The sequence below is a fragment of the Psychrilyobacter sp. genome, from assembly GCF_037132775.1.
In the GTDB taxonomy this organism is placed as follows: Bacteria; Fusobacteriota; Fusobacteriia; order Fusobacteriales; family Fusobacteriaceae; genus Psychrilyobacter.
This window is the reverse complement of record NZ_JBAHZY010000132.1, coordinates 1-20163: the sequence shown is the minus strand read 5'-3', so window position 1 is coordinate 20163 and position 20163 is coordinate 1. Positions and strand designations below refer to the sequence as shown.

18 protein-coding genes are annotated in these 20163 nt (G+C 32.6%); 13 read left to right on the top strand and 5 right to left on the bottom strand.

The genetic code is table 11. The features are described 5' to 3' along the window. The first annotated feature begins 62 nt into the window (after positions 1-62). From glyQ to V5784_RS08990, 8 genes are all read left to right on the top strand, one after another. Positions 63-932: a glycine--tRNA ligase subunit alpha gene (gene glyQ / locus V5784_RS09025; RefSeq protein WP_336888703.1), complete on the top strand. Its 870-nt coding sequence runs from the start codon at positions 63-65 to the stop codon at positions 930-932. Positions 933-1016: 84 nt separating this feature from the next. Then, positions 1017-3095, top strand: coding sequence for a glycine--tRNA ligase subunit beta (gene glyS / locus V5784_RS09020; protein WP_336888702.1), 2079 nt, complete (start codon positions 1017-1019; stop codon positions 3093-3095). 246 nt (positions 3096-3341) lie between these two features. Beyond that, on the top strand, positions 3342-3815 hold the full coding sequence (locus V5784_RS09015; protein ID WP_336888701.1) for a helix-turn-helix domain-containing protein: 474 nt from the start codon (positions 3342-3344) through the stop codon (positions 3813-3815). A 253-nt stretch (positions 3816-4068) separates the two neighbouring features. Continuing rightward, entirely contained in the window at positions 4069-5046 is a 978-nt protein-coding gene (locus V5784_RS09010) for a hypothetical protein (protein ID WP_336888700.1), read from the top strand. 189 nt (positions 5047-5235) lie between these two features. Continuing rightward, a complete protein-coding gene (locus tag V5784_RS09005) occupies positions 5236-6216 on the top strand; it encodes a hypothetical protein (RefSeq protein WP_336888699.1) in 981 nt (326 codons plus the stop codon). A 502-nt stretch (positions 6217-6718) separates the two neighbouring features. Then, positions 6719-8215, top strand: a complete 1497-nt coding sequence (gene malQ / locus V5784_RS09000; RefSeq protein ID WP_336888698.1) for a 4-alpha-glucanotransferase — start codon at positions 6719-6721, stop codon at positions 8213-8215. Positions 8216-8272: 57 nt separating this feature from the next. After that, positions 8273-10663 carry a glycogen/starch/alpha-glucan phosphorylase gene (locus tag V5784_RS08995; protein ID WP_336888697.1) on the top strand — a complete coding sequence of 797 codons (2391 nt, stop codon included), beginning with the start codon at positions 8273-8275 and terminating at the stop codon, positions 10661-10663. Positions 10664-10744: 81 nt separating this feature from the next. Beyond that, positions 10745-10987, top strand: a complete 243-nt coding sequence (locus tag V5784_RS08990; RefSeq protein ID WP_336888696.1) for a TIGR03905 family TSCPD domain-containing protein — start codon at positions 10745-10747, stop codon at positions 10985-10987. 323 nt (positions 10988-11310) lie between these two features. On the opposite strand, the gene V5784_RS08985 is transcribed toward V5784_RS08990, so the two are convergent. After that, positions 11311-12396 (bottom strand): transposase, encoded by a 1086-nt coding sequence (locus V5784_RS08985; RefSeq protein WP_336888695.1) that lies wholly within the window; start codon positions 12394-12396, stop codon positions 11311-11313. A 330-nt stretch (positions 12397-12726) separates the two neighbouring features. Beyond that, a complete protein-coding gene (locus V5784_RS08980) occupies positions 12727-13152 on the bottom strand; it encodes a MarR family transcriptional regulator (protein WP_336888694.1) in 426 nt (141 codons plus the stop codon). A gap of 418 nt (positions 13153-13570) precedes the next feature. On the opposite strand from V5784_RS08980, the gene V5784_RS08975 reads away from it, so the two are divergent. The 4 genes from V5784_RS08975 to V5784_RS08960 are packed head-to-tail and all read left to right on the top strand — an operon-like array spanning position 13571 to position 15991. Further along, positions 13571-14308, top strand: a complete 738-nt coding sequence (locus V5784_RS08975) for a hypothetical protein (RefSeq protein WP_336888693.1) — start codon at positions 13571-13573, stop codon at positions 14306-14308. 48 nt (positions 14309-14356) lie between these two features. Then, positions 14357-15238, top strand: coding sequence for a hypothetical protein (locus V5784_RS08970; protein WP_336888692.1), 882 nt, complete (start codon positions 14357-14359; stop codon positions 15236-15238). Between the two features lie 15 nt (positions 15239-15253). After that, positions 15254-15664: a CesT family type III secretion system chaperone gene (locus V5784_RS08965; RefSeq protein WP_336888691.1), complete on the top strand. Its 411-nt coding sequence runs from the start codon at positions 15254-15256 to the stop codon at positions 15662-15664. A 9-nt stretch (positions 15665-15673) separates the two neighbouring features. Beyond that, positions 15674-15991 (top strand): PspA/IM30 family protein, encoded by a 318-nt coding sequence (locus tag V5784_RS08960; protein ID WP_336888690.1) that lies wholly within the window; start codon positions 15674-15676, stop codon positions 15989-15991. On the opposite strand, the gene V5784_RS08955 is transcribed toward V5784_RS08960, so the two are convergent. From V5784_RS08955 to V5784_RS08945, 3 genes are all read right to left on the bottom strand, one after another. Beyond that, entirely contained in the window at positions 15950-17920 is a 1971-nt protein-coding gene (locus V5784_RS08955; RefSeq protein WP_336888689.1) for a multicopper oxidase domain-containing protein, read from the bottom strand. The genes V5784_RS08960 and V5784_RS08955 overlap by 42 nt on opposite strands. A 51-nt stretch (positions 17921-17971) precedes the next feature. Beyond that, entirely contained in the window at positions 17972-18232 is a 261-nt protein-coding gene (locus tag V5784_RS08950; RefSeq protein WP_336888688.1) for a hypothetical protein, read from the bottom strand. A 346-nt stretch (positions 18233-18578) separates the two neighbouring features. Continuing rightward, the gene (locus tag V5784_RS08945) at positions 18579-19349 is read right to left on the bottom strand and encodes a sterol desaturase family protein (protein WP_336888687.1); all 771 of its coding nucleotides are present in this window, start codon (positions 19347-19349) and stop codon (positions 18579-18581) included. A 276-nt stretch (positions 19350-19625) separates the two neighbouring features. Here V5784_RS08945 and V5784_RS08940 point away from each other — a divergent pair, with 276 nt between their 5' ends. Beyond that, positions 19626-19970 carry a heavy metal-associated domain-containing protein gene (locus V5784_RS08940; RefSeq protein ID WP_336888686.1) on the top strand — a complete coding sequence of 115 codons (345 nt, stop codon included), beginning with the start codon at positions 19626-19628 and terminating at the stop codon, positions 19968-19970. The last annotated feature ends 193 nt before the right edge of the window (positions 19971-20163 follow it).

Here is a 20163-nt window from a genome sequence, read left to right as displayed (position 1 = left end):
AATAATTTTTGCAATGTGAAAAAGAGCAACTATAAAAAGGATGGGTTACTAAGGAGGCAAGAATGAATTTTCAAGATATGATAATGGCGTTACAACAATTTTGGGCGTCAAAGGGATGCGTAATAGGAAATCCATACGATATAGAAACTGGTGCAGGAACATTTAACCCTAACACGACACTAATGGCATTAGGACCTGAGCCGTGGAGTACAGCCTATGTAGAACCATCAAGAAGACCAAAAGATGGTAGATATGGTGAAAATCCAAATAGAGTGTATCAACATCATCAATTTCAAGTGATGATGAAACCATCACCACTTAATATTCAAGAACTTTATTTAGAGAGTTTAAGAATGCTAGGGATAGATCCATTAAAGCATGATATTAGATTTGTAGAAGATGACTGGGAATCTCCGACACTAGGTGCATGGGGATTAGGATGGGAAGTATGGTTAGACGGTATGGAAATCACTCAATTTACTTACTTTCAACAAGTAGGAGGGATTGACTTAGATGTTACTCCAGTTGAAATTACCTATGGTTTAGAAAGGATAGCACTATATATTCAAGAGAAAGAGAGTGTATATGATCTAGAATGGGCACCTGGAATTAAATATGGAGATATGAGATTACAGTATGAATATGAACAATCAAAATATTCATTTGAATTGGCTGACTTAGATATGCATTTTAGATGGTTTGATGAGTGTGAAACTGAAGCTCATAGGATATTAGATGAAGGATTAGTATTCCCGGCTTACGACTTTGTATTAAAAGGATCTCATATCTTTAATGTATTAGATGCCAGGGGAGCTATCTCTGTAACGGAGAGACAATCTTATATATTGAGAGTTAGAAATATGTCTAAAAGATGTGCGGAAGTATTTCTACAGGCAAGAAAAGACTTAGGATACCCACTTTTGAAAAAATAAAAGTAGATGCTATGGACACAGAGATTCATAGAGGTGAAGAGAGATTTAATTAAAAAAACTCATAATAAAAAATAGAGGTGAAAGATGAATATTTTATTAGAAATCGGTATGGAAGAGATACCTGCAAGGTTTTTAAAACCTGCATTAAATGATCTAGAAAAAAATATGAAAACTTATTTAAAAGAAAATAGCATTTTTTTTGGAGAAGTAAAAACATATGGGACTCCCAGAAGATTGATATTATCAATATCCAATCTAGCAGTGAAACAAGAAGATTTAAATATATTAAACCAGGGACCTGCAAAGCATATAGCTTTTGGATCGAATGGGGATCTTACAAAGGCAGGAATGGGATTTTCAAAATCTCAGGGGATAGAAGCAACAGATTTAGAGATAATTGAAACTCCTAAGGGTGAATATATTGCAGCTAAGAAATTTGTAGAAGGAAAAGAAACCAAAGCATTGTTACCAGAAGCGCTAAAAGGATTGATAGAGGGATTAACTTTTCCTAAATCTATGAAATGGTCCGATAAAAAAATAAAATTTGCCAGACCAATCCAATGGATATTAGCTTTAGTCGACAATGAGTTAGTTAAATTTGAAGTAGAAGGATATAAGAGTGGATTAACCTCTAGAGGACATAGATTTTTTGGAGAGAAAGAATTTACTGTAACTAGTATCGCTGATTATTTTACAAAAGTAAGAGCTAATAATGTAATTATTGATATAGAAGAAAGAAAAAATATGATCGTTGAAATGATCAATAAAAATTGTTCGTCAGCAGGAGAAAAAGTGGTTATTGAAAACGAACTCTTAGACGAAGTAACGAACCTTGTAGAATATCCGTATCCAATGGTGGGGACATTTAATTCTGAATTTTTAGAAGTACCTCAAGAAGTACTTATAATCTCTATGCAAGTACACCAAAGATATTTCCCAATCTTAGATTCAGATGGAAATCTACTGCCTAAATTCGTAGTGGTAAGAAATGGTATAGATGGATCTCAAAAAGTAAGGATAGGAAATGAAAAAGTATTATCAGCTAGACTTTCCGATGCAAGATTTTTCTATCAAGAGGATCTTAAAAAACCATTATCTGAAAACATAGAAAAATTAAAACATGTTGTATTCCAAAAAGATTTAGGAACTATTTACCAAAAATTAGAGAGAAGTAAGAAAATAGCTAATAAATTAGTGGATATATTGGGATTTGATGGAAATAGAACAGATATACTCAGAACAATTGAGCTATCTAAAGCAGACTTAGTTTCTAATATGATTGGAGAAAAAGAATTTACAAAATTACAAGGATTTATGGGTGCAGAATATGCACTTAGGTCTGGGGAAAATGAAAAAGTAGCTAAGGGAATAGAGGAACACTATTACCCTAGATACCAGGGAGATAGACTACCTCAAAATATAGAGGGAGTAATTACAGGTATTTGTGACAGGGTAGACACTTTAGTGGGCTGTTTTGGAATAGGACTTATTCCAAGTGGGTCAAAAGATCCATTTGCTCTTAGAAGATCGGCACTGGGGATAGTAAACATTGTATTTAATTCAAAATTAGATCTATCAATAGATAAACTTATAAAGATCAGTATTGATACATTGGAATTGGATGGAGTATTGAAAAAAGATAAGGGAAAAGTGAAATCTGATGTAATGGAATTTATGAATCAAAGAATAATAAATGTACTATTAGATAAGGGATACAGAAGAGATTTTATCATGGCTGTCTTAGATGTTGAAAATGAAAATTTATTAGAGGTAGAGAAAAAATTATTAACATTGGAGGAAGTATCTTCTAATGAAAACTTTAATAAACTAGTTTCCCTTCTAAAAAGAGTTGGAAATATATCTAAAGACCATGAAGGTGCAGTAAATATTAGTAAAGAACTTCTAAAAGAAGATGCTGAAAAATCACTATATAACTTCTATATGGAGTTTGTGAGTGTATCTGAAGAGATTTTAGGTAAGAATGATTATCTAACTTATTTAAAAACTATCCTTTCAGGAAAAGAAATAATAGATAATTTCTTTGACTCAGTGATGGTAATGGATAAGGACGAAAATATAAAAGATAATAGATTATCCCTCTTAGCTTCTTTAAACACTATATTTAACAGGGTAGCAAATTTAAATTTAATAGAGATAAAATAATAGAAAAGGATTGGTCGTAGACCAGTCCTTTTTATTGTCTCAACGTATGATAAATAAAAAAATAGATTGAATATTACTTAAAATAATATTATTTTGAAATGAAAAAGAACTTTAAAAAAGGTTGAAAATATGTACTGAAAGCAAAAAAACATGTGTACAAAAATAGGAGGGACCCTATATTTTAAATTGAAAAAAACTAAAAAAAAAGGTATAATTTTCTTTAGAGGAAAAGTGAGGTGGTTAAAGTTGGAAGGAAAAGAGATAATTGTAGATATTTTAACAGTAGCAAATGCTATTTCAATGGCTGGGAAAGAGTTGTTAAATGATGTACTAGAAAAACATAATATAAGTTTTAAAGAGTATTATATACTGCGTCATCTAGAAAAAAATCCGGGAGAAACCCAGTATAACCTTTTAAAATATACAATGTTAAGTAAGTCTAGAGCTAATCAAATAGTCAGTAAGTTAGAAAAAATGGGGTATTTGGAGAAAAAAATAGAGATGGTAGGGGCACTCTTAAAAAAACCACTATATTTAACAAAATCAGGTGAAAAAGTAGTGATAGAAGGGGTAAAAGAGATCTATACAAACACTATAGAAAATATGACGGGAGAAGAAAAATTTGAGTATGGAATGTATAGAAATAAGATGGTTGAAATATTGATGAATATGAGACTTACCTTGGGGATAACGACACCGGAATATTTGAAAGAAAAATAATTTTTAAGGCGAGGGAGGTCATGCCTTTTTTTAATACACAGAAATAAAAACAGTAGGCAAAACCTTGATTAGTTAAAAGTTTAATAAATAAACGGTTTAATAAAATAACTGTTGTGGAAGCTAGATATTTGGAGTAAACTTCTATCAAGCTAAACAGATTAATTAAATTTAATTAATATTCGCGTAAGATTAATTAAATTTAATTAATCTGTTTAGAAAGAGATTAAAATTATTTATTTTTAGGAGGAAAGAGATGAACAAAAGAAGAATAGCTTTATTAGCTGGATTAATGACAATGGGAATGGTATCATTCGCAATGGAAGAGGGAATGGCTGATGTATTAAAAACTCAAGAGCAAAAAGAATTAAGTATTTTCAACGTCAACGACAGAGTAAGATTTGATGAAAACAGATTAGAAGTAAATGGAAATTTACACTTAGATAAAAATAATAGATTAGAACTAAGAGTTAGAAGTTACTCTAACATATCAGATACATTTGGTTCTGAAACAGGAGATGGAACTGGTAAAGGAGAATCTACAGGAAGAACTGAATTAAGAATGAGATTACATACTCAAACATCTGTAGAAAATATGGAAGTTAGAACTGAATTAAAGACTAATACATATGATGGAAAAGACGGTACGCAATACTTCAGAGTACAGCCAACATGGCACTTATTCAACGATGTTGAAGGATTAAGTTCATTAGTAAGAGCAGGTTTAGGAATGAACCATACTTCTGGATCTGGAGAAGATTTTTCATTCACATCATCATTTGAAAACTACTATACAATAAATGATTATTTAGCAGTCGAAGGAAATGTCTACTACGACTATACATTTGCTAGAAACAGAAATAAATACAATAATGTAGACATAGAGGCATATGTATATGCTAACTATCCATTATATAATGCCGAGGGAATAAAGGTAGAAGCATTATTTTCAGGTGGAGCAGACCCATATTCATTCGGAGCTAGAGATTTCGATAACTTAAACAATGTTACAAAAGATGATGAGGGTGAAGAATCATATGTATTATATGCTGAACCATCAGTTAAGGCTACTAAGACATTAAATGAAACTAACTCAGTTTTCTTACAAGCTGGATACTATATAGAGATGACTGAAGCTAATGATAAAACTAGTGATACTGGAGCTTGGAAAGGTAGTTCAGACAAGTATAATGACACTGGATTCGTAAGAGTTGGATTCACAAGTAAGTACTAATTAAATTTTATAAAAATTATATTCAAAAGCACCCCTGCAAAGGGGTGTTTTTATTTTATTTAAGGCAGTCTGAGATTTTTTTAAAAAGATATAAAATAAAAAGGAATTCTCTGGATGGTGGTGTAGATTATAAAAGATCAATTTACTGGGGACAAAAATTAAAAAAAATTTATTTTTGGAGGGAAAGGGATGAATATAAAAAAAATAGCTGTATTAGCCGGGTTGATGACCATGGGGACGGTATCTTTCGCTGCCGAGAGAAACGATGCGGAGGCATTATTGATACATAAAGGAAAAGAATTAAGTATTTTTAACATCAACGACAGGATGAGATTTGATGAGAACAGGTTGGAGATCAACGGGAATTTACACCTAAGTGAAAATAACAGATTAGAGATGAGACTTAGGCATTTCAGTAGCATAGGTGATGGAGATGTTGGAGATACTAGAGACAGTGGCAATACCGCAGAGGACAGGACAGAGATGAGATTTAGATTACATACTCAAGTAGATGTAGAGAATATGATAATCAGAACAGAGTTAAAGACAAACACATACGGTAGTAATGACGGTGTAAATAATTTTGGTGGAAATAAACAATACCTTAGAGTGCAGCCGACATGGCACTTATTCACAGATGTTGAAGGATTAAGCTCCCACTTGAGGGCAGGTATAGCGTTTCAACATTATTCACCAGATGAAAAATCTACAGAGTATGCTTATTCGTTTACATCATCGTTTGAAAACTTCTATACAATAAATGATTATTTAGAAATCGAAGGAAATATCTACTATGACTATACTTTTGCTGGGAAAGGTTCAGATGATTATAACAGTGTAGACATAGAGGCATATGTATATGCTGACTATCCGTTGTATAATGCCGAGAATGGTATGAAATTAGAAGCATTGCTGGAGGGTGGGTTTGATCCGTATTCATTTGGGGCTAGACACTTTGGTGATTTGAATAACGTAAGTGGAAGTGGGGTAGAAGGACATGAAACTTATGTATTGTATGCAGAGCCATCAATCCAAGTAAGTAAATTATTGGATGAAAATAATTCAGTGTATTTAAAAGGCGGATACTATGTAGAACAAAATGATGAAAACTCAACTGGTAAGGTAGACGATACAGCATTTATAAGATTTGGATATACAAGTAAGTTCTAATTGCCCTGCTAAAAACACTCCTAATAAAGGAGTGTTTTTATTATATAACTAAGAACTACAAAAGAAAAACTGGTGTTTCTTTATCTTTAATAGGGCTATATGTTTATAAATAACAATAAATGTAAAGAAATAGAATGCTTTCTTAACATTTGTTATTATTTGTATTTACATTATGTGGAAACGATTCCAAAATAAAACTTTGGTTCAGAGAACACGAAATTTTTTAAAACTTAAACCGCTAATCATACGAATAAATTTGTGACTAATTACGCGTAAAGCATCAAAACTAAAGAGCCGTGTCGTTTCCTTGACATAAAAAAATAGTCACCAATGATGCGAAGAACGCTAAGATACAAAATAAAGTTTTTATGTAACTCTTAATTTATAAAAAAATTTAGAGTCTTGATGATGATCCTTACAATCACTTAGTGATGAAAAGGTTTTAAATTCGATTATAAATTTTTAAATTATTAATTCGCCATAGGCGATAGGGGGAATAATTATGTTTGGAAGAAGCAGTGGGATATTGTTACACATCTCATCCTTAGGGGGGGACGGTGGGATAGGAACCTTTGGCAAAGAGGCCTATGAATTTATTGACTTTTTAAAAAAATCGGATCAAAAATCATGGCAAATTCTACCACTGGGAACAACTTCTTACGGGGATTCGCCATATCAGTCTTTTTCAGCCTTTTCAGGGAATCCTTATTTTATCGATTTAGAAGAATTGATAGAGAGAGGTGGGCTAAACAGGCAAGAGGTGGAAGACACAGATTTAGGAGATGATAGGGAATACATAGACTATGAAAAATTATATAGAAATAAATTAAAACTTTTGAAAAAAGCTTACTTCAATGAGGGGAAGGATTTTTTAGAGGAGATAGAAATTTTTAAGAAAGACCATATCTACTGGATAGATGATTATGCGCTATTCATGGCACTAAAAGATAAAAATAACGGAAAAGAGTGGACAAAATGGGTGAAGGAAGAAAAGTTTGCCCATATAAATACCTTAAAAAAATACAGGGTAGAACTAAAAAATGAGATAGATTATTATATCTACCTGCAGTATTTATTCTATAGTCAGTGGGGAAAGTTGAAAAGATATGCCAATGAAAAGAAGGTGAAAATAATAGGGGATCTGCCTATATTTATATCTGGCGATAGTGTAGATGCATGGTTAGAAACAGAATTATTTTTATTTGATGAGGAAAAATATATGAAGGTTGTGGCAGGATGTCCGCCAGATGCTTTTAGTAACACAGGTCAACTATGGGGAAATCCACTCTATAACTGGAAGATTATGAGAAGACGAGGATATTCATGGTGGATTGAAAGGATAAGAGCAGCATTTGAGTTGTATGACCTGGTAAGGATAGATCATTTTAAGGGGTTTGAGTCCTATTGGGAGATACCGGCAAATGCTCCTACTGCCAGACCTGGAAGATGGGTAAAGGGGCCAGGCATAGAGGTATTTAAAGCCATAAATAATAAATTAGGAAATCTGCCTATTATTGCTGAAGATCTAGGGGTTTCAACTAAGGAATCAAGAAAACTATTAAAAGATAGTGGTTATCCAGGGATGAAAATATTGGAATTTGCTTTTGATTCAAAGGGAGATAGTGACTACTTACCCCATAAATATCTTTCAAATTCAGTGGCTTACACAGGAACCCATGACAACGAAACTGTTGTAGGATGGTATGAAAATATAGTGAAAGATGATAGGGAATATACCAAAAAATATTTGATGAAATATTTAAAATTAAAAATAAAAAATAAAGAAAAAATAAATGATCTATTTATAGAGGCTATCTGGAAATCTAAATCCGACCTAGCTATAGCTCAGATGCAAGATTTTTTGGGACTGGATAATAAAGCCAGAATGAATACTCCATCAACATTAGGAAATAACTGGAAATGGAGACTGAGAGGGGATGAACTTACAGATGAATTGGCAAAAAAAATAAAGAAAATGACAATTAAATATGATAGATAGGAAAAAAATGAGTTTAAATTATTTTTAATTTCGTCATAGGCAATATGGGAGGGATACATGAAATTTGAAAAAAGTATAATTAAAACAGGTTTGGAAAAAAAATTATTAGTTAAATATGGGAAGAAAATATCTGAAGGGTTGGATTTTGAAATATATGATGCACTATCTCAAGCAATAATGGAGGAGATAGCTGGATCTTGGAAAATTACCAAAGATCTATATAATAATGGCAGAAAAGCCTTTTATTTTTCTGCGGAATATCTAATGGGAAGGGCCTTGGGTAATAACTTAATCAACCTAGGAATGTATGAAGGGGTTAAGGAGTTGTTGGAGGAGTTAAATATTGATATCAATAAGATAGAGAGTGCCGAATCAGATGCAGGATTAGGTAATGGTGGACTAGGAAGATTGGCGGCTTGTTTTATTGAATCTATGGCTACACTAAATTTACCTGGGACAGGATATGGGATCAGATATAAATTTGGAATGTTCAGGCAGCAATTTGAAGATGGGTTTCAAGTGGAATATCCAGATAACTGGTTAAAATACGGGGATCCTTGGAGTCTGAGAAAGGACAGAGATAGAGTGAAAGTAAGATTTAATAAAGATGAGAGTGTCGTGGCAGTACCTTACGATACACCTATCATTGGATATGGGACTAATAATATAAATACACTAAGACTATGGCAGGCAGAACCTGTGGAGGAGCTAGATTTAGGCGAATTTAATGAACAACATTATATAGGAGCTATGAAGGAAAAAAATGAGGCGGAAAATATATCTAGAGTTTTATATCCTAATGATGATACCAATGAGGGGAAAAAATTAAGATTGAAACAACAATATTTCTTTACCTCAGCATCATTACAAGATATTATTAGAAAATTTAAGCTAAAACATGGAACGGATTTTAGTATGTTACCAGATTTTACAAGTATTCAATTAAATGATACCCACCCAGTGGTAGCCATACCTGAATTAATGAGAATTCTAATAGATATAGAGGGATTGTTATGGAAGGATGCATGGAGGATAGTCAATAAAACATTTGCGTATACTAATCATACGATCTTATCAGAAGCCTTAGAAAAATGGTATACAGAATTATTTAAAGAGGTATTGCCTAGAATATACACTATAATAGTGAGGATTCATGTGCAATTTCAAGAATTGTTGGAGGAAAAATATCCAGTAGATCTAAAAAGAAGAAAGAGAATGACAATAGTCGATGAGAACACAAACTTAATCCATATGGCTTGGCTTGCAATTTATGGTTCTTATGCTGTAAACGGTGTGGCGGCACTCCATACAGAAATATTAAAGGATTCAGAATTAAAAGATTGGTATGAGTTGTATCCTGAAAGGTTCCAAAATAAAACTAACGGAGTTACTCAAAGGAGATGGCTATTAAAATCAAATCCTGAATTAGCAGGATTGATTACAGAGTTAATTGGTGACAAATGGGTTGTTGATCTAAGTGAATTGAAAAAATTAGAGATGTATGTGACAGATGAAAATGTATTGAATAGGTTTTTAGATATAAAAAACATAAAAAAAGAGCAATTAGCTAAATTTATAAAGGGAAATACAGGAATAGATATAGATACTGATTCTATATTTGATATACAAGTAAAAAGGTTACATGAATACAAGAGACAAATATTAAATATATTCCATATAATGGATCTATATAATAGAATAAAAAAAACCCCTAAGATGAAAGTTACTCCTAAAACCTATATCTTTGGAGCTAAGGCAGCATCTGGATATTTTAGAGCTAAGGGAATTATAAAATTAATTAATGAGGTCGCAGAAACTGTAAATAACGATATAGATGTAGATGGAAGAATAAAAATTGTATTTGTAGAAAACTATAATATTTCACCAGCAGAACTTATATTTCCAGCAGCAGATGTATCTGAACAAATTTCTACAGCAGGAAAGGAAGCTAGTGGGACAGGAAATATGAAATTTATGATGAATGGAGCTCCTACACTGGGAACTTTGGATGGAGCAAATGTAGAGATAGTAGAAGAAGCAGGAATCGAGAATAACTTCATCTTTGGAATGAAGGTGGAAGATATAATAGAGTTAAAAAAATCTGGATATGACCCAACTAAGGTTATGAATGTAACTAAAGGGCTAAAAAAAGTAATGGATCAGTTAATAGATGGAACTTATAGTGATGGTGACACAGGAATGTTCAAAGAGCTATATGAGGCACTCTTAGTAGGAGCATCTTGGCATGCACCGGATCATTATTTTGTATTGCAAGATTTTGATGATTATAGAAGGGTTAGAGAGAGTATCGATAGTGTTTTTGAAGATAGAATGGGATGGGCTAAGAAAGCATGGATGAATATATCCAATGCCGGAAAATTTACAAGTGACAGGACGATAGCACAGTATGCAAAAGAGATATGGAAGATAGAGGGAAAAAAGATATAGTTAGATCTTATCCCTTGAAAATTTTCGACTAAGGTGCTACAATAATTGGTGAAAAATTATATAGAAACTTAGGGGGAAAAGATGCAAACATTTAGAACTAGCGGAGTTTGTGCTAAAACAATAGATTTTAAAATAGAAGATGGTATACTAAAAGATGTAAAATTCAATGGTGGATGTGCCGGAAATGCTATCGGGTTATCAGCTTTAGTAGAGGGAATGAAAATAGAAGAGGTGATTGCTAGACTACATGGGACTGAGTGTGGAAAGAGACCTACATCATGTCCTGATCAATTAGCAAAAGCATTGGAAGATTTTATAAAATAAAAATGAGGAGGTTTTTAGTCTTTAAATGCTAAAGACCTTTTTTAAATTTATTCTATTTTAAAGAAAATATGGTAAAATTATAGGAGTTCAGAAAAAACGTAATCGCAAATTTTGATAGTAGCCATAATGCATACTTTAGAAGGACTATAATCGAAATTAATATAATTTTTAGCATGTGTGACATACTCCCCCACCTAGCCTATGAAAACGGCTTGAGGAGGGGGCTTCTTGGGAAGTGAGTTATTAAGAACTAGCTCATATTTACCAAGCTCTACGGGTAAGCCCTACACTGATATATTTTAGTAAGCTAGTAGCTTTTCACCTTATGAAAGGATATTGTAACTAGCATTAAGATCTCTATCTATCGAAAGTCCACAATTACAACTATAGATTTTTTCATCTAGTTTGAGAGTTGATTTTACTGAACTGCAAGATGAACAAGTTTTAGAAGAAGGATAATACCTATCTATTTTAATAACTTGTTTACCTGAAAATATAGATTTGTATTCAAGCATTAGAACAAACATACCCCACGCATTGTCAAAGGTATGTTTAGCTAGATTTTTAATCTTAATAGATTTAAGATCTAAATCTTCAATACAGATTGCATTATATTTATCTATAAGTTTCTTAGATAATTTATGAAGATAATCAGCTCTTGAATTTTTAATTTTTGAATGTAGTATACCTACTTTTAATTTTTGTTTATACCAATTATTAGAACCTTTAGTTCTTCTAGCTAATATACGTTGTTCTTTAGCTAATTTATCATGATATTTATTATAGAATTTAGGTGCATGACCTCTTTGGTTTTCAGAGGAAACAAATAATTCTTTGGAAAAATAATCAAGACCAATTATATTATTGTCGTTAGGTACTGGTTTAATATCTAATTGAAATTCAGTTAAAAGGCTTACATAATAAGCCCCATTAGGTTCACAACTTATGGTAGCTAATTTAATCTTATGAGTATTAGGTACTAATCTATGAAGTTTTATTTTAAGACACTTGAGCTTAGGAAATTTCAATCTCCCATTTTCAATTCTAATAACGTTGTTTACATTGTTAGTTGAATAAGATTTTTTTGTATTTCTTTTAGATTTAAATTTAGGGTATTTAGTTATTTTTTTAAAGAACCCTTGGAAAGCTTTATCTAAATTTTTTAATGTTATTTGTAGAGACATACTATCCACTTCTTTTAAGAATTCTAATTCTTTCTTTAATGAAGTCAATTCCTTAGCTTGAGCATTATATGCAGTAGATTTTTTTTCACTCTCATATAATTTGATTCTCTTGTCTAAAAACATGTTATATATTAACCTTGTAGAGCCAAAAGTCTTATGAATTAATATTTCTTGTGCCTTAGTTGGTAGTATTCTAAATTTAAAAGCTTTGTTATATTTTTTCATAGATTTTCACCTCCTACACACATGATATATACATAATATTATAACATGTATAGTACAGTTTTAACAGAAGAAAACTATATCCAATCTCAAGATGGAATTAATTAGAAAACCTTTGCTATTCATCTCCCTCTTAATAGAAGAGGGAGTTTTCTAGCAAAATTAAGATAAAAAAAAATTATACACTCTAATCCCTCTCTTGATTACTAACTAATACTGTCGTATTAAAATGATCAAGGAGGGTTACTGGCTTTGAAAGTAATGTGTAATTCATTGATGTTAATCCTTTCTAAAAGTGTTGAAATTGTTATTTTAATTCAAGAATAGAAAGTCTTAGTATCCAACATTTCCAATCATTCTAGAGGTTATTCTTTTAAATATCTCCATCTCCTCTTCGGAAATATCCTTTTTCAAATCCCTATTGAAGTTTTCTCCTACGGGAAGTGTTCTTTCTCTCAGCTCCATACCTTTTTTAGTAAGTTCTATAAAAGTCACTCTTCTGTCGGCTATAGTTTTTTTCCTGACAATATAGCCCTCTCTTTCCATCCTATCTATGAGGCGGGCCACTGTAGAAACCTTGATATTCATTTTTTCCCCCAGTTTATGCTGGCTTGTACTCCCGAATTTTTCCAGATAGGAGAGAACAATCCACTGGACCCTTGTTATCCCTTCTTTCAACAGTCTTTTATTAAAACTGTCTGTTATTTTCTTGCTGGCATTGGTAATAAACCATGTAGTGCATTTATCTATATCAAACATATTTTCACCTCTGTTTTTAAGTTTTATCTTTATAACATATACCCTCTATACCTATCATATCTCACTGATATCAACTTTGTCAAATAAATAAAAACTAATAACAGCAAGTATTCTAATAACAAAAAATATTATACAAAGTATTTATATTTTTATAGAGTAGAGTGGTATTCTATAAAAAGTATTAATAATTATTATGACTTTTTTTATTGAATAATTCTTTTCTTGTCACAAAGCTGACATAAAACTACGTTATCATCAATCATAATATTACAGTTTGATATTTTAAAGACTCAAGTTGTAGATTTAAAAACAAAAAATGAGGTGTAATAATATGAAAAAAAGTTTTATGCTCTTGGTCTTCATTCTGTCAATATTTACTTATAACGTCAATGCTTATCCAAAAACTTATCGGAGTAGGATGAAAAGTTACAAAAAAAGTAGTGGCAGCGTGTTCAAGAGTTACAACAAATATAGTAGTGGTTCCAAAAAAAAGGAAAAAATTTTTAAAAGCTTTTCCTTTGGAAATAAACCTAAGACAGAAAAAATAAAGTTGAGTTCCACAGCTAGTAAAAAAACATATAATAAATATCTAAAAAACAGAAAATATTCACCCAAAGAAGATATTCCATCATCTTCAAAAAATTACAGTTCATCTACTCAATATAAAGATGCTTATAACAAGAGTAGGTCGTATACTAAAAAATCCTACTCAGATTATAAATATCGGTATTATTCAAGAAAGAGGTATTCACCGCCAAGTTATTACTATCGCTCCTATAGAAGTTTTGGGATATGGAATTCTTTATTTCTTTGGATGATGTTGGATAGTATAAGCACTCCACGGTACTCAAGGTTTTACTACAGCCATTACGATGACCCAGATGTACAAAAATTTATAGAGGAAGCCAATGAACTTTCAAAGGATAATGAAGAACTTAAGGAAAAATTAGATACAATGGAAAAAGAAGTTCAGACTATGAAATTAAAAGGCGCAGTAGTTGATTCAAATTATATTCCTGAAGATATCTCGCCTGAGCTTGCACACAGCGAAAGCCATCTTGAAAAAAACTTCCAAAAAGATTCGATATTTAGCATAAAAAAAATTAGTCTGATAATTATTATTGTTTTAGGAGTCCTGACTATATTTTCAGTATAAAAGGAGGTAATATGTTCAATTTTTTAAAAAAACAAAAAGAAAAACAAAATGATGATTTTTTATCTTACTATTTTTAAAATAGAGTCATATGTCGAGTTTGACCCCATACTGTTTTCAAATTTAGGCTTGGACTCAAAATTTCTTTTTTTCAATTACAGGAATATTGTAAAGAAGATAGGAGTTTTTGAATCCAATGGAGCTAAATTAGCAAATGTTTACCTCGATTCTGAAACTGGCGAAAAAAGCTATATCCAATTAATGTTTTCTGGGAAAGAGGTAGAAAGTTGCATACTTTTTAAGAATTATGACAACATCTTTCCAGCTAGCGAAGAGGATTGGCTCACATGGCTAGGAGATGATTCAGAAGTTGGGCTAATAGGAGATCCATATTTTGTAATAGAAGATACTCCAGAAGAAAGACTCCAGGACATTGTTTTTAAGGTTATACAGAAGAAGATCCCTAGTTTTAATAACTTTGAAGATGCAAAAATAGATTTACAAGAAAATATCTTTGCAACTGACCTGCTACACTGCGCAGCAGATAGTGAAGGGATCGACTATTTGGAGATTCTTAAAATTGTTCAAGATAATTTTAAGGATGAAAAGTGGATAGATAAAGTAGAAGGAAGTACACATAGCACAAAATTTTATATTAATCTTTGCGAAACTGAGGCTCACATGACTTCAGAATATGAAAATTATTATGAGATTTCCAAGGGGATAGAATTTAAAGAAACTATATACAGCAGTAAAGATGGCGATCCTGAAAAAATTGTAGAAAAAATACACGCTCTTTATTCGAGAAAGGTATCAGAGGAGTTTTTTGAATTTGAGTTTATTAGTTTAAATTCAATAAAAAATGATGATGGTGCTTACGTCTCTATTGATATTGGTATAGAGCTTCCAAAATCTGTCCTTGGGAAACTTTAATTTAGGAGGTTTAAAATGAACGTTTTTGTCAAAAAAAATGAGATCAAAACTTTAGAGGATATCCTATTAGAAAACGGATTCTCTATAAATAAGGAGGATGAAATTTTATTTGTCAATTTAATTGATTCCGATGCATCTGTCGCCATTGTGAAAAACGAAGATTCCCTTTACTTTGAACTTGATCTGGTGGGAATAAATAAAGTCAGGGATGACATAGACTTTTATAAAAAAATATTGAACTTAAATACGGAAATACTGCCAGTTTCCATAGCTATCAATTCATCAGAGGAAACAGATAATAGGCTGATAGTAGCAGAGTCTCTTCCAACTGAAAATCTGGATGAAAATGAAATTTTAGAGGTGTTGGACGTTATGGACATCAGCCTTCCAAAAATACTAAAACTAATAAACGAATATATTAAATAGGAGGTTCACATGGGAATGTTTTCAAGGGTAACAAGCATCTTTAAATCAAATGTCAACACTATATTGGAAAAAATGGAAGATCCGAATAAAATACTGGATCAAAATATTAGGAATATGGAATCGGAGTATGTCAAAGCAAAAGAGAGTGTTTCAAAAGCAAAAGCCGAAGAAATAAGACTCACTCGTAGAGTTAACGAATTGACTACAGAGGCTTTAAAATGGACTAAGAATGCAAAGTTAGCTCTCACAAAAGGAAATGAAGACTTAGCCAGGAAAGTCTTTTTATTAGAATCTTATTTTTACTCCTATTCCTTCATCATATTCTGAGTGAGTATTTGCTGTAAATGAGATCCACTTTCTATATCTGTATTCCAGTTCCAAAACATATTCTTCTTCGGTATCTACCTCCCAATTAAATTGGAGTTTGTTGGTAAGTTGTAGTTCATTGGAAAACACGACCTCTATATCCCCGTCATCGTAAAGTTTCAGTTCAGATTCTATTAAGAGTGGGAGAAGGTACTCAACACCTAAAAATCCTCTGTTGTCTATTTCTTCGTCATCCTCTTCATTAAAATTAAATCCCAAGGTTAACGACAGGTTACGGTTTACATATCTGCTATAATATACATCCAAGTCATGCTCGCCTTCATAGGAAGCTTCACCACTTAGGGAGAGAATATTTTTTGTATTGAAGGATGATAAATTGATGGCTGAGTAGTTGGTCGCTCCAGTGACATCTCCTTTGTAAAACCACTTTCTATCCGAGGAGAGCTTGGTGGACAGAGTTTTGGGAAGTTCCTCGCTGTCGTAGCTAACTATCCTGGACATACCTGTTTTCATGTGATATAAGTTATGGCAGTGAAAAACCCAGTCCTTTTCCTCATTGGCCAAAAATTCTATCTCTACAGTCTGCATGGGAGGAACATCTACAGTGTGTTTCAGTGGAGAATTAGGCCCATGCTTGTTTAGGACTCTGAAAAAGTGTCCATGTAGATGAAGAGGATGATGCATCATAGTCTCATTTTCCAAGATAAATTTCACCTTTTCCCCCTTGCGGATGAGGATTTTGTCGCTTTCCGACAATGCCTTATTGTTAAAGGTCCAAATATACCTCTCCATATCGCTTGTAAGTTTTAGATGGACAACTTTCTCTTGGAGATCGTTACTGTATTCCGTTGATTTCATAGCCCTTAGAAAGTCATATGAAGAGGCTTTCCCCTCAGAGTTCATAGAAATATCATGGTTCATCATACTGATTTCGCTATTTGCAGTTTCCATAGGCATCATATGAGAAGTTTTTTCTTCATCTTTCTTCATCTGCACTTCACCAATATGGAGCACAGTATCTCCCGTGCCATACTGGGCAGAAGCTTTAAATGTTCCTCTAGCTTCAACAATAAGATCGTAGGTTTCAGCAACTCCTATGAGTAACCTGTCCCTGTGAACGGGCACAACGTTCAAACCATCTGCAGCTACTATCTTCATAGTTCCCTTTGAATAAGAAAGGTTAAAGTAAGTTGATGCTGCTGCATTTATTACCCTTAATTTTATGGGTGTTCCTTCCTTAATATTTTTCAGAGATATCTTTTCTTGTCCATTTATGAGAAATTTATCATACCCCACGTCTGAAAGATCCATGGGACTCATTCTCATTAAAGAGCTCATCAATCTTTCACTTATTCGCCCTTCCCTGACTACTCTTTCCCAAGATTGAACCGTCCCTTTTTTTAAAGCATAATAGTCACCATCTTTCTTTAAGTTTCTAAGGACCTGATCCGGAGATTCATCGGTCCAATCTGAAAGGACAACTACATACTCTGTCATCGTTTCTTTTTTATCTTTGGGATGGATTACTATACTGCCATATACTCCTCGCTGTTCCTGAAGACCAGTATGCGAATGATACCAGTATGCTCCCGACTGTATCAGAGGAACTTCATATGTAAATGAAGTTCCTGCCTTGATAGGGGGAGTATTGAGATAGGGAACACCATCCTGATCATTTGGAACGAGGAGTCCATGCCAATGAATAGAGGTCTCTACATCCATTTTATTGTTGAAGGTTACTCTGAGAAGATTTCCTTCTGTAAACACTAGAGTTGGACCTGGAATACTGCCGTTTAATGTCATAGCCATTACTGGAGTACCTGTAAAATCAACTTCAGTATAGGCTATATCGATTTCATATTCCACAACCTTGGCAGTGGATATAACTGATAAAATTATATAGATAAATAGATGCAAATACTTTTTCATATTCTCCTCCTTTTTTAATTACTGTACTATGCGCTAATCTTATGAATTTCATCATGAGAGAGGCTTTTCTTCCTCACCTACTTTTTGTTTTTCCTCCTTAAGATGTGTATCCTCCACTTCACCTTTTCCTGGTGGATTATAGTGTTCTCCATCATCTTCAAAACCATATACTCCAAAGGTAATAATCTCTACTGCATCTGGATCTACTCCTGGTATCTTTCCCCTCTTTTTATTCCAGGCAGCAGCACATTCTGGACATGATTGTTCTCGACCTTCTATTACTAGAAGGTCAGCACAAATACAGTATCCCATATAAATTGCACACCATGCACAGTCATTTTGAATACAGCACCTGTATTTTCCTTTTTCTCTCAATTCTTGTTTTAAAGTCTCTAAATTGTTTTGAAACGCTGCAACACTAATAACCTCACTTTCTCTATAGGTTGATTTGGGTTCCCAAAATTCTATGGTGTAGAGATGGTATCCAACTAGAACTAAGATTATAGAAACAAATATATATACTTTTTCACATTAATTCACCTCGCTAAAAAATTGGTATACAATAAGAATCATCAATATTCTCCAACTTGCAATAAATTAAGGAAGATAAAAGTTCCCTGAAGGATAGTTGACTATTCCTCCCAGAAAATTTACAGGCCTATTTCCCTTCTATAAAGGGCTGTTTTATCATGTATGAAAAGTGCTCATACCTCTCTTCGGTATATCCAGGTATTCCATACTTAGGTGTCGATATTTCCTCCTGGGGAAGGAAGGTTCCAAAAAATTTATCCCATAGTATCAGAAAGGATGAAAAGTTAGAATTTGATTCCTTCCACTTTAAAGAATGATGAATCCTATGGATATATGGTGTCACAATAAACTTAGAAAGAAGGATATCTAACCTCCGGCTGATTTTTATATTGCTGTGATGGAAATATACATTAATATTAAATATAACATCATAGAGCAAAAGGGCTTCTACGGGTACTCCTATTAAAAGAATAAAGGGAAGCTTGAAAAGATGTCCCATGAGTACCTCAAAAAAATGAAATCTCAGGGCAGAAGAAACGTTGAGCAGCTTGTCTGTATGATGAATACTGTGAAACCTCATTAGAAAGGAAACCCTATGAAGCAGCCGGTGCCACCAGTAGTTTACACAATCTAAAAATATAACTCCTAAGATAAGTTTAAATTTAGAATCAAAAGAGGTTGTATTCATAATCCCCACTTTTAAGTTCTCAAGGTATTTGGCCAGAGCATAAACTGTAAATAGTGCAAAATACCTCCCAATAAGTAAGTTAACTACCCCAAGACCCAGATTACTTATATCATGACTTTTCCCAACTATATTCCTGCCTACCTGAGGCATTATTCTTTCCAATATAAATAACATCAAAAAAATTCCTCCCATCAATATCAATCTTTCCATAGCTTCCCCCTTTTTTTCAATAGCTTTGAATCTCAATTCCTGAAATTTTATAACTATAATGTATTTTATACTCTCTATTTCTCTTGTTCCTCCTTTACAGAGTCTACTTTGAAGAGAACCTTTGGTCTGTCAGGACTATGCAGATATTGTATCGACCTATAAATTGAGAACCTTATCCACTTATCTGATAACATTTAAAGAGGAAATGGTATAAGACTTTAGTAAATAATATTTAAGATGATGTTAATTTTAATATATATAAAATGGAGGGAATTTATGAGAAAAATTTTGATTGAGGGAATGATTTGCAGCAAATGTACGGATAAAATTGAAAAAAAACTCAGATCTATAGATGGAGTGGAAGATGTAAAAGTTCTTCTGGATGAAAAGGAGGCATATGTATCTGGAGATGTGGATGAGCAGGTTTTAAAAGAAGCTATTGAATCTGAAGGGTACGAAGTTACTGCAATAGAACCAATAGAGGGAATCAAACACCCTGAAGAAAGAAAAGGTTTTTTTAGGAGACCTCTAAAGAGGATAGAAAATTCCAATGAGGATACTTTTGGACCTGGAGACCTTCACTACTATAACTCAAAGAAAAAAGAAAAGGAAGAGAAGTAATGTCAAAAAAGGGAAGCAAAATTGTTTCTCTTTTGGGGCTGTTGTAAGTTTTATGTAAACTCTAAAAATTAATGTAAAACTTTTATAAAAAGAGGAGTAATAATTCTTTAATTATTGCTTCTCGTTTTTAATATATTAGAACTTTATTTTTTGTATGTCAATAGCAGAGCCTAAAATTAGCCTCTTTTAAAAG